Source organism: Hoylesella marshii DSM 16973 = JCM 13450 (assembly GCF_000146675.1).
GTDB lineage: Bacteria > Bacteroidota > Bacteroidia > Bacteroidales > Bacteroidaceae > Prevotella > Prevotella marshii.
In genome coordinates this window covers 1222912-1236402 of record NZ_GL397214.1, presented here as the reverse complement: position 1 = coordinate 1236402, position 13491 = coordinate 1222912, and the positions used below count along the sequence as shown (strand labels likewise).

The following is a 13491-nucleotide window of genomic DNA, read 5'->3' as shown; positions in this document are numbered from 1 at the left end:
AATGATGAAAGAAGCATATAAGATTCTGATTGGCAACATCTTGATCATTCATCCTTTTGCTCATCAGTATAAAGGAATGATGAAAGAAGTATTTTATACTATCCAAAAGAGAAATGCATCAAGTTCCTCTTTTGGCAGGCTCCCTTATGTGAGTTGCGACCCCATTTCCCGATTTCGCGAAATCGGTAACACTTTTGTCCGCACAAAAGTACAACTTGCTAAACAAGGTCAGATGTGCTATAACGGAGAAATCTCTGTATTTCGGGAAAATGTTAGAGAGCGAGATCGGGAAATAACGAAGTCATGAAATCGAGATTTTGACACTTCTATGAAGCATAAAAGTATATTCTACTTTGGTAGGCATTGTGATGAAGCTACGATGAGTACATAAGTCGTTTATAACGAGTAGATTATGTTTCATTTCATCAAATCATCAATTTTTCAAACCATTCAACTTCATTGTAATATGAACATTCAAGAAATTAAAACAATAAAACTGCAAGATTTTCTTGCAAGTCTGGGACATATACCTATCAAACAACAAGGTAACAAGTTATGGTATCTCTCCCCCTTTCGTACAGAACACCATGCTTCATTCAAGGTAAACACAAATCTCAACCAATGGTATGACTTTGGAATAGGAAAAGGTGGAAACATCATCGCTCTGGCAGAGGAACTATATAAGTCTTCCGATGTGTCCTATCTTATTAGACAGATAGAACGCAATGCTCCAAGTTGTGTGCATCCCTTATCTATTCCTTATTCAAGGAAGGAATCACCACAACACGCACACCCCTTTGAGAACTTAAAAGTTCTACCTTTGACACATCCTGCCCTTATCAGATACTCACATGAAAGATGTATTGACATGGAAGTAGCTACCACTGTGTGTAAAGAACTTCATTACGACTCTAATGGTAAGCATTATTTTGGGATAGGTTTTCCCAATAGTGCAGGTGGGTATGAAATACGCAACCCGTTCTTCAAAGGCTGCATTGCTCCAAAGGATATTAGTGTTTTCTATGCCCATGAGTCGAAGAAGAATTGTTGCCTTTTCGAGGGCTTTATGGACTTTTTGTCTTTTATGACATTAAGGAAACTGAAGAATCCGCAGCGGACGGAGTTAAGCCAACAAGATTATGTGGTACTCAATTCTGTATCAAATATTCATAAGATTACAGAGAAATTGTCGCATTACGACAGTATCCAATGCTACTTGGATAATGATGATGCAGGCAGGAATGCTTATCAACAATTAGCCAAAGAATTAGGCGATTCTGTTTCTAATTGCTCCACGCTATACAATGGCTTTAAGGACTTCAACGAGTATCTATGTGCAGAAATTAAGCAACCAGAGAAAGCAGAAGTAAAAAGAAACAAGGGGTTTGGATTATAAATGTGGTAGATGCCTTACATCTTCTATTTTTCGGGGAGCAAGTTTATGTTTTGGGCATACCCAAACCACTTGCTCCACCTCCCAAGATAGGTGTAGAGGATTATCCCGCTGGTCTCCATCAAATCAATTAAAGAAACAATTATGACTAAATCAGAATACAACAAAGGCGGTCGTCCAACCAAAGGCGCAGCCGAAAAAAAGAAATACCGCATCACGGTAAAACTTACCACTGAGGATTACTATACACTCAAAGGCAAAGCCATAAGCGCAGGAATATCCATGAGTGAATTTGTAAGAAAAGTTCTCGATAAAGGAAATGTGATTGAACGCTTGACCATTGAGCAGGCTGACTTCATCCGCAAGCTGTGTGGTATGGCAAACAATCTCAATCAGTTGGCACATCGTGCCAATGCGGACGGCTTCTATGCTATTGCGCCCTTCCATAAACTTATCCTTGCCAAGATTGATGAAATCCTAAATTTGATACGAAGATGATAGCTAAGCTTATGAAAGGTTCAGGCTTCAAGGGTGTTATTAACTACATCCTCGATCCGAAGAAGGGAACGGAACTTATAGATAGTTCGGGTGTAAGGACAGATGATATTAGCCACATCATTCAGAGCTTCATCGACCAAACAAATCTAAACCCAAGAGTGAGTAAGGTCGTCGGACATATCTCCTTGAGTTTCTCCACACAGGATTCTCTCAAATTAAGCAACGAGTTCATGACACAAGTCGCTCGTGAGTATATGGAGAAAATGGGGATAAAAGATACGCAGTATATCATAGGTCGCCATTTTGACAAGGATCATCCGCATGTCCATATTGCTTTCAATAGGATAGACAATCACGGCAAGACCATTTCCGACAAAAACGACAGATTCAGAAGCGAGAAGATTTGTAAGGAACTGACCACTAAATATGATTTATACTTTGCCAGTGGCAAGGAAAAAATCAAGGAACACCGCTTGAAAGAACCAGACAAGACCAAGTATGAGATTTATCAGGCTTTAAGGGAAAAGATTCCTAAAAGCAGGAATTGGAAATCATTACTCGCTCACCTGAGAAATGAAGGGATTGATGTGCACTTTAAATACAAAGGCAATACACAAGAAGTACAAGGCATTATCTTTGAGAAGAACGGCTATCATTTCAACGGCTCAAAGGTAGATAGGAGTTGCAGCTATTCCAAGATTGATTTTGCCTTGCAGCAGAATAACAAAGAAAACTGTCAACAGGCACAAGGAACCATCAATCTTATATCAGATGTTACAGATGCTACGAGCACACTTGTCAATGATTTCATTGAGGGAGGATTAGACTTGTTTCAGTCTCACGGCACAGTCCCTGCGGAAGTTTATAATACACTTGATAAAAAGAAGAAAAAGAAAAAACGTAAAATACATTTATAACTATGGCAGATAATAATACATTTGTCCTCTTTGAGGAAATCAAGAACAAGTTGGAAATAATTTACAAGGAAGTAAGGGAACTTAAAGAAAAGGACATCAGTTCTGTTTCTCTTCCTACACCTACTATTCCAGCGCAAAGTAATGAACAGCATGATCAAGAACTGCTCAAACAATATGAGCAGAAAACGAAGGAGATACTCAATAAGTATATAGCCATACAAATGCGTATCAAGGATGAGGAAGCCAAATCCATTGATAAGTTGGTGGCAAGCGTATTGACTATGTTACATGAGTGGAAGGAGCAGAAAGAGCAGCCACAACCACAAGAACATATCCACAAGCATAGATTTGACATCAAATCGTCTAAAGTCTTTACCTATGTGGTTATAACAGCAGTTGTGTGTCTCGCTTCTTTGGTTGGCAACTTCTGGTTGTGGCAAAGCAAACAGCAATATAATGACGATGCTTTAAAGTTCCGAATTATCAGAGTATGGCGAGGTTGCAGCCCGAAGGAAATACTATGGCTCAACGATGTGTTTGACATTCATCGTAACGAAACCACAATCGGAAAAATCAAGAAGAAAGCTGATGGGTACGACTTGGAATTGAAGCAGAAGGCAGACAGTCTGATGCAAAGAAAATTGAAGTAACTCTATACGGAACAAGCCCAACCAAACGGGAAACTTGGTTGGGCTTGCTATAATGCCATATTATTCTATGATTTCCCAGAAGCCACCATTATCTGGTCCAACACGGCGAAGGTACTTATTACGCATATATTCGATATTACGCATAATAGAAGTCGCACTAATACCAACAGCAGAAGCAAGTTCCATCTTGGTTATATAGGGATTTTGGTAATACGATTTTGCGTTAATTTATTACCATTTTCTAATGCTTTAGCCACTGCTTTTTCTACTATCATCTCTCGCTTATCAGTAACCTTAGTTTGTTTATCAGTAACCCTATCAGATACCTTTGCCTGCTCATCAGTAACCTTTTTATGTACCTTCGAGAGGGTATCAGCTACCTTATCTGTATTCTCTTTCACAGACATTTCTTGTTCTGACATAACTTTTGGAACTATGATTTTCAAAATAAAATCATCAAGGTGGAAGGATATATTTTATCAATAGTATCATTGGGACTTACAGTTGCATTTTCTACATTTATAGTTGCATTTACAGTTGCATTTTTATTGATAGCTGGTTGGACAAAGAACCTTTTAACCTCTTGACTGTTTGTGAGTATTTCCCCCTTTTATTGTCAAACTCATATCTTTCTCTCTTATTACATACCATTGAAAACATGTAATAGCTTAATTCTTCTTATATGCACCATTATGAGCAGGATGTGCCGTTTGAAGTGCCACAGGGGTGGGTATGGTGTAAACTTGATGACCTTGCTTTTTATAAGAAAGGGCCATTTGGAAGTAGCTTAACAAAGTCTATGTTTGTCCTCAAAGGGGATAATACTTACAAAGTCTATGAACAGAAGAATGCTATACAAAAAAATGAAAAGTTAGGAACTTACTACATTTCCAAAGAGAAATATCAAGAACTGATAGCTTTTGCTATTCAGCCTTTTGATATTATCGTAAGCTGTGCTGGAACTATTGGTGAAACTTTTGTTCTACCCCAAGAACCAATGGAAGGAATAATAAATCAAGCTTTAATGCTTGTCCGTTTATACAATAGAGATATAGAAAAATTCTATTTACTCTACTTTGATTATATCCTAAAAGAAGAAGCATACAAAGAAAGTAAAGGAACTGCTATCAAAAATATTCCGCCTTTTGATGTGCTAAAGAATTTCTACATACCCCTTCCTCCCTTTTCTGAACAGCAGCGCATTGTGGCTGAGATAGAGCGTTGGTTTGCTTTGATAGATACCATTGAACAAGGTAAAGTAGAACTACAGACCGCCATCAAGCAGACGAAAAGTAAAATTCTTGACCTTGCCATCCATGGCAAACTTGTCCCACAAGACCCAAACGATGAGCCTGCGATAGAACTGGTCAGACGCATCAATCCTAAGGCACAAATCACTTGTGATAACGGGCATAGTAGGAAGTTGCCCCAAAGTTGGACATGGGTGAAAGGAAAGAATATTTTTGCACCCATGAAATCTACAAAGCCTACGAATGAAAAATTTCAGTATATTGATATTGATTCCATTGATAATAAACGGCAAATAATCAGTGAAGTTAAAACAATAAAAACGGTAAATGCACCAAGTAGAGCCAATCGTTACACACAAAAGAATGATGTTGTTTTTTCGATGGTTCGTCCGTATTTACGTAATATTGCTAAGGTTACTAATGATAATTGTATAGCATCAACGGGATTTTATGTGTGTAGCTCTATTCCCCAAATTCTCCATCCTGACTATTGCTATTATCTTATGATTTCTGATAATGTGGTAAATGGATTAAACCAATTTATGAAAGGAGACAATTCACCTTCTATAAATAAAGGACATATTGATGAATGGCTATTTCCGTTACCTCCTCTTGCAGAGCAACAACGAATCGTTCAAAAGATAGAAAAAATGTTTTTTATTCTTGATGATATTCAAAATGCCTTAGAAGTGTAAATGAATACACTTCTAAGGTCTGATGTGACTTTACCAATTCACCACTTTATCCACTATCTTCTGTTGCTCACTCGCTGTCCTGCGTAGATAGATACGAGTGGTCTCTATGCTTTCATGCCCCATAAGGTCGGCTAATAGCGCAAGGTCGTTGAAACGGTCGAGGAAATTCTTTGCAAAGCGGTGGCGGAAAGAATGTGGATAAACCACATCCCTATTGATGCCATACTTTTCAGCAAAATGTTTAAGCTGTTGGGCAATACCACGTGTTGTGATTCGATTGCCAAAGCGATTGAGAAATATATATCCCGAACTTAATCCCCTCTCTTTAATCCACTTGTTTGCTTCTGTCCGTAAATTCTTAGGAATATACAAACGCCTTATCTTGCCACCTTTACTATAAAGATCGAGATACCCTACTTGTACATGCTCTGCTTTAATTTGCAACAATTCACTGACACGTGCGCCCGTTGCTGCCATAAACCATATTGTGAAGTACCACTCATCAAAGCCATCAGCCTTTAGCTTGGTCTTCAAGAACTTGTAGTCGGCATCACTTATCACATTTTCTAAGAAGTTCTTTTGCTGTACCTTTACAAACTTCACTTTCAGTTTCTCTTGCTTCGAGTATTCCAGGAACTTGTTGATAGCCTGTAAGCGTAGATTAACTGTTTGCGGCTTAAAATTCTCTACAAGGAATCCTTTGTATGCTAAAAGGTTCTTTTTATTCACTTCCTTGTAATGTTCAAAGAAGTAGTTCACTGTCCACACATACGATGTGATGGTGTTTGGTGCCAAGTTGGTCTTAGCAAGATGCTTCTGAAATGTTGTTACCATATTACATTGATTTATAATGAATAAAGTAACAATATAATAAAGTATATCGGGCATTATGCGCAGTTGCCAAAAGGATGGAGTATTTGTGAGCTTATGGACGTAGCAAAAATAGTAACAGGTTCAACTCCCAGCAAGTCTAACCTTTCTTATTATGGAGGAAATTTTCCTCTTTATAAACCTTCAGATTTAGATGCTGGTAGACATACAAATACGGCATCGGAATACCTAACAACTAAAGGTCGAGACGTCTCCAGGATTATACCGCCGAACTCTATTGCAATATGCTGTATAGGGAGTATCGGAAAAGTCGGCTATATCGAGCAAGAAGGCACTACAAACCAGCAAATAAACACAGCAATTCCCTCATTAGCTATTTTCCCAGACTATTTATATCATTTGTGTACATCAACTTATTTCCAAAATAGTTTGATGGAAAAGTCATCTGCTGTAACTATTTCTATAGTAAATAAATCAAAGATGGAACACATCAAAATACCTTTGCCTCCCAAAGAAGAACAAGCACGAATTATTGTAGCAATAGATAACTTATTTAATGCCTTAGACGCAGTCAAGGAGAACTTATAAATTCTCCTTGAGCGCATCAAGTAAGTTAAATGTCGATTTAATCGCTTCTACTATTCTTACCTGCTCATTATATGGTGGCAAGGGGACGGAAATAGCCTTGAATAACTTTTTATTCAAGTGAGGTATTGCAGACCCCACTTTATTCTCTCTTAATGCCTTTCGATGTAGGTTTATTACATTGAGAATATATTTCTCATCGATATTTTGGTCTATATCTAATAGCTTAAATGTACTTCCTTGATAGCCATCTATCGGGGTTTTAAATACTTCGCCAGAGTTCTCACCATCTACTAAAATCATATAGGAATTAGCTGTTACAAACTTACCACTATCAATGACTTTTCCTGCTGAAGTCCCTCTTAAATACTTTACATCCAAATTTATCAAAGGAGTACTATCCAGCTTTATTCCATCCTTTAGTTTACAAACATCTTGCATTGATATTACACTCCATTCTCTCGGCAACTGCGCATAATGCCCGTTATCACAAGTGATTTTTGCCTTTGGATTGATGCGCCTGAGCTGTTCTGATGCTGGCTCATCCTTGGGGTCTTGCGGTACGAGTTTACCATGAATGGCAAGATCAAGGATTTTGCTCTTTGTTTGCTTAATAGCAGTTTCTAAGCCCTCTTTACTTTTCTCGATTGTATCTATCAAAGCGAACCAACGCTCTATCTCTGCTACAATGCGATACTGCTCGGCAAGAGGAGGTAGTTGAATAATTTGATTTAGAATGATAGAACGGTCAATACCAGGAATCAAACCGTTATCCATTTGTTTTATGGCGCTTATTCTTTCCTCTAAACAATAGAAAAGATATTTGCTTACTAAAGGCTCAATAAATTGAAGTGACATAAATTGACGTGCGATATGTAAATCCCCAACCGAATTGAACGCTAATTTCCCTATTGTGCCTTTACATGTAATTAATAAATCACCTTTATGTGAAATAGTAATAGGAGCTGTAGTCCACCTGTTAATAATGATGGTATTGTTATCAATGTTAGATGCTCCCGTAATATAAGGTATTCCCTTTTCAAAAGAATTGTATTGAGTCGGCTGTAAATCCCTACCAGAAAGTAAAGTTATTATCTCTGATAAGGCGGTTTTGCACCAGCCATTCGGCACATCCTGCTCATAATGGTGCGTATCGGTAGTATTTAGAGTCTTTCGACTGCGCTTTATCTTTCCTTCTGAGATTAAGCGTTCTTTTTCTGCACGGATGCGCTCAAGAAGAACTGATGCAGGCTCATCGTTAGGGTCTTGTGGTACAAGCTTACCGTGAATGGCAAGGTCTAATATCTTTTGTCTTAACTTCTTCGTGTCCATTATCTACCAATTAATCATTTGTGTCGTTTTGTTCTTCCAAGAACAGATTACAATATTCATTGAGTTGCTCTTGCATACGCTCTTGCGGAATAAGAATACGCTTATATTCTGTTATCAAAGTTGGGCTCATACTGCGACTCATAGCGTATTCTACCACCATTTTATCTGCATCAGGACATAACAGAATACCAATAGAAGGGTTTTCGTTGCTTCGCTTTACATCACGATCAAGGGCTTCGAGATAAAATTCCAACTGTCCGAGATCACGAGGGTGAAACTTTATCTTTTTCAGTTCTACCGCAACAAGTGCTTGTAGCCCACGATGGAAGAACAATAAGTCTGCTTTGAAAGTTGATGCACCCACATTGAGATTATACTCTTGATCCATAAAGATAAAATCTTTACCCAACTCAAGAATAAATTGCTTCATGTGTTCTATCAGCCCTTTCTTGAGCTTTGTTTCACTATGTTTTTGAGGTAATCCGAGGAAATCAACAAACAAAGTGTCCTTAAATACAACAGGAGCATTAGGATAAGTTTGCAATAAGCCTTTCGACATATTCTTTTTATCGCCTAACAATGTTGTGTAGGTCTGGTTGGTAATGCTACGCTGAAGTTCTCTTTTTACTAAATGTTCTTTGTGAGCATACAGAATATAGAACAACCGTTCTTCACTGCTTTTACAACGACACAATATCTCTATATGATTCGTTAAAGTGGTTAGTGTGAGTAGTTTGGGAAATTGTCCAATTTTTGGCTGGACAATTTGCATAGGAAAAACAGTTGTACCTTGGTTTGTCTGTGCTAGGGAGGGATTATTAATTTGTGCAGTTTTTGGCTGGACAAATTCTTTAGATAAGTATTGTGATGCCGTGGATAAAAATCTTTCAGAGGAGTATTCCTCGTAGAATAGTACCATATTGTATATGCTACTTCTGCTATACCCTTTCAGCTTTGGTTGTTTGGTACGGATATATTCAGAAAGTTGAATAACAACTTTGCTACCCCATTCTTCCGATTTTAATTTATGGGAAACATACCCCCCCACATTCCAAGCCATAAGCAGCGTTTCTTCGTTCACCGCTCTTGAAGCACGGCTCTGATGCTGCAAAATGATGTTGATTACCTCATCAAATTGCTGCTCTTGACTTAATATAATGTTGCTATCCATTGCGTTTACTCTTTAATTACTGCCATTAACTTCTGCAATTGGGCTACCGCCTTACTGATGTTGCCGGCTTGAGTTGTGATATTTGTCATTAGCTCATCTAATGTAAACTGTTCTTCCTCTCCACCAGCCTTTATCCATGTAATATCAAGACTTGTTTTGTCTCGAGCTAAAATATCCTCTACCTCATATTTGCGCCATCTACCATCACGAGCAGTATCTTCGTTATAGGTTTCGACACGAGGATTAGCTGTATAGCAAGCTACGAAATCATCAAGATGATGACGCTGCAACTTATTAGTTGCCAATGTGTGCTTCACATCTGTGCGATAATCATAGAACCAAATATCCTTTGTTGGTTGCCCTTTCGTGAAAAACAACACGTTGGCTTTAACGCCTTGTGCATAGAAAATACCTGTGGGTAAGCGTAAAATGGTGTGCAAGTTGAAGTCGCTCAATAGCTTCTTGCGGATTGTTTCACCTGCACCACCCTCAAATAGCACATTATCAGGAAGTACCACTGCTGCCCGACCACCTGTTTTCAGCATCAACATCATGTGCTGTAAAAAGTTGAGCTGATTGTTTTTAGTCTCTACATAGAAATCGGGGCGATTGATGTCCACCGAACCAGCGGGACGAGTTCCAAAAGGAGGATTGGCAAGAATTACATCTACCAAAGTGTCAGGCTCTTTTTCCAAACTATCTTCACAAGCTATAGGGCTACGGTCAGTGCCAATGCCATGTAAATATAAGTTCATCGAAGCCAAAGTTACAACTAATGGAGTGTTATCAACGCCATGAAGTGCCTTATTATTTAAGAATTCACGTTTGTCCTTATCTTGTGATTGCTGTTTCATGCAGTCGTATGCAGCCAATAGGAATCCACCTGTGCCACAGGCTGGGTCGCACACGGTTTCACCAATCTTGGGTTTGATACAATCTACCATTGCCTGGATAAGAGGGCGAGGCGTGAAATATTGTCCTGCACCACTCTTCTTGTCTTGCCCATTCTTTTCCAAGATACCCTCGTAAATGGCACCTTTCACATCGCCATCCATGACAAGCCACTGCTCTTCGTCTATCATCGAAATCACCTTCTTAAGATAAACAGGCTTGTCAATCTCATTTTGTGCCTTAGTAAAGATGGTACCGATAAGATTGTCTTGCTCGCTCAGTATCTTTAGTGTCTTTTCATATTGTTCCGTCAAATCTAAGCCATCAAGTTCTATCAGATTACGCCAACGATAACCTTCTGGAATAGAGGATCCCTCCTCAAACAGTTCCTCGTTCTCTGCATCCATTTTGAGAAAGAGAAGATAGGTAAGTTGGGTGATGTAGTCGGTATATGCCACGCCTGCCCCTGCCAAGGTCGTTGCTAAATTCCAAACTTTTTTGGTAAGCGCTTGCTCTGTTGATATATTTATTGTCATTTGTTAAGCTATTTTTCTGTAAATGATAAATTGTGATAATGAAGCCAAAGCTTCGTTTGCTATATTTTTTCCACCAAAGGCACGGATAAGTTGCGCCGCTTGTGTCTTATCATTGTCTTTAATCTCTGTAATTGTACAATAACCATTCGATGCAATGTAGCTAAATACTTGTTGCATCACTCCAATCTGCTCTTCTGTAAGAGGTCGTTGATTTTGTCCACACCACAGATTAAAACGTTGGTTGGCAGATGGATACAAGCTTTCGAGCCTTTCTATCTGGTGAAAAGCATAACGCACTAATTGGATAATATTTGTAAGAGCTTCTTTTTCCTCTTTTGTTGAACTATGTTTTACCATTTGGGGATTGATGATGGCATAAGAGTTCCAAAGTAATGAAGTATTAAACTTACTACTTGCAAATTTCAATTTATTCTCCAAATCTTTTAGTATCGCATAAGTAAGGGGCTCGCCTTGATTATTGTAGATGATGCGCAAAGCTTCTATTTCATCCTTATGCTCCTCACAATAGGCTTCAAAAGCCGAAGTGGTCGCCTGCGCTTCTTCCTGTGAAAAGCCTTTTGAAATAAGCATATCTTCTCCGGGCATCAATGTTTCAATAAATCCTGCATTGAGTATCAATAAAAACTCACGTGCATCTGGCTCATTCGCAATGTTGTGCACCAAAGCCTTGCGAGTCGTATTTGGCTTATTCACATTGACATATTCCGGTAAGGATCCTTGCTCGAGCGCATCAAAGATATTGGATGCAATATCCATCATACTTATATGTGCAAGACTGATAAACTTCTCACGGTCTTTTTCTTCACATTTATGACTGATACGAGATAAGCGACTTGCTAATAAACGCAGATAATCATCACTTACGTTACCGTGCGTTATTTTCTCTAAGAGTTCCTTTAGGGACATTAGTTTGGAGGTTGCTCCCTCAGATGGTGAAGTTATAACTTTCTCGTGTTCGGTAACTCCAACAGCATCCACCAAGAAGAAGCAATCCTTACTGTAAGCGTTGGGCGTTACATTTCGTAGTTGCTCATCGCCTATGGTACGCACGCCTCGTCCTTTCATCTGAATATATAACGGTTCTGATGCCACATCACGCATAAACATTACCACTTCAAGGGGTTTAATGTCAGTACCTGTTGCCACCAATGTGCAAGTTACGGCGATACGAAAATCTTTATCATTACGGAACTGTCGTATCAGCTCATTGCTATCACCTGCCGAATAGGTGATTTTTTGTACGAAACGATTATCATTGTGTCCAAACACTTCTTTTGCTATTTGCACGATATTAGTTGCATGATTTTCATTGAGTGCAAATATAAGTGTCTTGGGCAGATAATCCATATTGGGTTCTCGCTGCGGTTCAGTAAACATTTCAGTATATACCGCATCACGATAGGTTTCCAATATCAGCTTAATCTGTGCAGGGTTGATAATGCTACGATTAAGTTCCTCACGAGTATAATTTTTTGTTTCTTGGTTGCTAATAGTCTGAACTTGCCCCGTATAGCATGTTTCTCTTTTTACTTTATCACCTTCGAGAATAGCGCCGCCATTCTCTGTTGCTTGTGTTTTGATACGATAAACACGACAATCAACATTTACGCCATCAATAATAGAATTCTCCAGAGTATAGTTTACGATGATATTGCCATTGAAGAAAGCCTTCGTCTCAGGAACAGGTGTTGCTGTTAATCCTATCAACTTTGCTTTTGAGAAATAATTGAGGACTTTCTGCCAATTACCATAAATAGAACGGTGGCACTCATCAATAATTATCATATCAAAAAAATCTGAAGGAAGATTAGGATTCTCTGGGAGTATTATTTCCTTATCTTCTATTTCTTCATCGTCCTCATCATTATCGGTAATTTCGTCACCCTTTAACAATGAGAAAAGTCGTTGTATAGTGGATATTACCACATTGCTATCCGTTGGTACACTTGAAGACTTCAAGCGATTAACCGTAAAAATAGTATTGAATGGATCGCCATTCTCTGTCAAACGGAATGTACCAAATTCGGTTTCAGCCTGCTTACCCAAATTATTCCTATCCACCAAAAACAAGATGCGTTTCATTGGCGTGAAAGCTAACATGCGATAGGCTGCCAAACAAGCAGTATAAGTCTTCCCAGCGCCCGTTGCTAAAACCATCAAAGCACGATTTTCACCATTACGAAACGATTGCTCTAATTGAGTGATTGCCTCATATTGGCACGCACGCAATCCTTTGGGGGGCAATGTGGGCAAGCCAACATAATCATCTTCTAAGCCTAATAACTTTTTAACTTCTTTGGGAGTATGAATTTTCTTACAATACTCAAATTCAGAATTACTCTTTCGAGTATCATAAAACATCAGGTCTCTACTATTAGCAACATAGGCAAGGGGTAAAGGTATATTAGGAAACCATGCTTGACACCACTTAGGACAACTACGTGTATATAAGCGAGCTTGTTCTTGCACAATATCAGAATTTATATCTGTTTCAATGCGCTTAGCTTCCAATACCCCTACTGCTTTTCCATTGAGAAATAATAAATAATCAGCTTCCCTATTGCCAACCATCAATCCTTCCCTGATAGCCACAGCCGTCATATTTGGGGCATACTTATCTCTATCAACGACTTTCCAGCCTGCTTCTTCAAACATTCTGTCAATGATAACTCGTGCCTTTTCTTCTGGGTTCATATTTTCTATGGTTCTTATAAGTCTATA

General features: G+C 38.7%; 12 protein-coding genes and 1 pseudogene. 7 read left to right on the top strand and 6 right to left on the bottom strand.

All coding sequences use genetic code 11. The annotated features are described in order from the left end of the window. Position 1 precedes the first annotated feature (1 nt). The 5 genes from HMPREF0658_RS05100 (at position 2) to HMPREF0658_RS05080 (ending at position 3458) form a co-directional block, all read left to right on the top strand. Positions 2 to 307 (top strand): hypothetical protein, encoded by a 306-nt coding sequence (locus HMPREF0658_RS05100; RefSeq protein ID WP_006949114.1) that lies wholly within the window; start codon positions 2 to 4, stop codon positions 305 to 307. Between the two features lie 159 nt (positions 308 to 466). After that, on the top strand, positions 467 to 1396 hold the full coding sequence (locus tag HMPREF0658_RS05095; protein ID WP_006949113.1) for a toprim domain-containing protein: 930 nt from the start codon (positions 467 to 469) through the stop codon (positions 1394 to 1396). 141 nt (positions 1397 to 1537) lie between these two features. Then, complete coding sequence (locus HMPREF0658_RS05090; RefSeq protein WP_006949112.1) at positions 1538 to 1891, top strand: MobC family plasmid mobilization relaxosome protein; 354 nt, start codon at positions 1538 to 1540, stop codon at positions 1889 to 1891. Further along, a complete protein-coding gene (locus tag HMPREF0658_RS05085; protein WP_006949111.1) occupies positions 1888 to 2808 on the top strand; it encodes a relaxase/mobilization nuclease domain-containing protein in 921 nt (306 codons plus the stop codon). The genes HMPREF0658_RS05090 and HMPREF0658_RS05085 overlap by 4 nt, the downstream gene beginning before the upstream one ends. A 2-nt stretch (positions 2809 to 2810) precedes the next feature. Continuing rightward, positions 2811 to 3458 (top strand): hypothetical protein, encoded by a 648-nt coding sequence (locus HMPREF0658_RS05080; RefSeq protein WP_006949110.1) that lies wholly within the window; start codon positions 2811 to 2813, stop codon positions 3456 to 3458. Between the two features lie 60 nt (positions 3459 to 3518). On the opposite strand, the pseudogene HMPREF0658_RS12025 reads toward HMPREF0658_RS05080, so the two are convergent. After that, a pseudogene (locus HMPREF0658_RS12025) lies at positions 3519 to 3934 on the bottom strand (ATP-dependent DNA helicase RecG); the annotation flags it as partial. A gap of 206 nt (positions 3935 to 4140) precedes the next feature. On the opposite strand from HMPREF0658_RS12025, the gene HMPREF0658_RS05070 reads away from it, so the two are divergent. Beyond that, positions 4141 to 5403, top strand: a complete 1263-nt coding sequence (locus HMPREF0658_RS05070) for a restriction endonuclease subunit S (protein ID WP_006949108.1) — start codon at positions 4141 to 4143, stop codon at positions 5401 to 5403. A gap of 30 nt (positions 5404 to 5433) precedes the next feature. Here the strand turns inward: HMPREF0658_RS05070 and HMPREF0658_RS05065 are convergent, their stop codons facing one another. Further along, positions 5434 to 6237 (bottom strand): tyrosine-type recombinase/integrase, encoded by an 804-nt coding sequence (locus tag HMPREF0658_RS05065; RefSeq protein ID WP_024991180.1) that lies wholly within the window; start codon positions 6235 to 6237, stop codon positions 5434 to 5436. Positions 6238 to 6300: 63 nt separating this feature from the next. On the opposite strand from HMPREF0658_RS05065, the gene HMPREF0658_RS05060 reads away from it, so the two are divergent. Further along, positions 6301 to 6822: a restriction endonuclease subunit S gene (locus tag HMPREF0658_RS05060; RefSeq protein ID WP_081940927.1), complete on the top strand. Its 522-nt coding sequence runs from the start codon at positions 6301 to 6303 to the stop codon at positions 6820 to 6822. On the opposite strand, the gene HMPREF0658_RS05055 is transcribed toward HMPREF0658_RS05060, so the two are convergent. The 4 genes from HMPREF0658_RS05055 to HMPREF0658_RS05040 are packed head-to-tail and all read right to left on the bottom strand — an operon-like array spanning position 6817 to position 13464. Beyond that, a complete protein-coding gene (locus HMPREF0658_RS05055; RefSeq protein ID WP_006949105.1) occupies positions 6817 to 8151 on the bottom strand; it encodes a restriction endonuclease subunit S in 1335 nt (444 codons plus the stop codon). The genes HMPREF0658_RS05060 and HMPREF0658_RS05055 overlap by 6 nt on opposite strands. A gap of 10 nt (positions 8152 to 8161) precedes the next feature. Then, on the bottom strand, positions 8162 to 9322 hold the full coding sequence (locus tag HMPREF0658_RS05050) for a PDDEXK nuclease domain-containing protein (RefSeq protein WP_006949104.1): 1161 nt from the start codon (positions 9320 to 9322) through the stop codon (positions 8162 to 8164). A gap of 5 nt (positions 9323 to 9327) precedes the next feature. Further along, entirely contained in the window at positions 9328 to 10749 is a 1422-nt protein-coding gene (locus HMPREF0658_RS05045) for a type I restriction-modification system subunit M (protein WP_006949103.1), read from the bottom strand. A 3-nt stretch (positions 10750 to 10752) separates the two neighbouring features. Further along, complete coding sequence (locus HMPREF0658_RS05040; protein WP_006949102.1) at positions 10753 to 13464, bottom strand: type I restriction endonuclease subunit R; 2712 nt, start codon at positions 13462 to 13464, stop codon at positions 10753 to 10755. Positions 13465 to 13491: the final 27 nt, after the last annotated feature.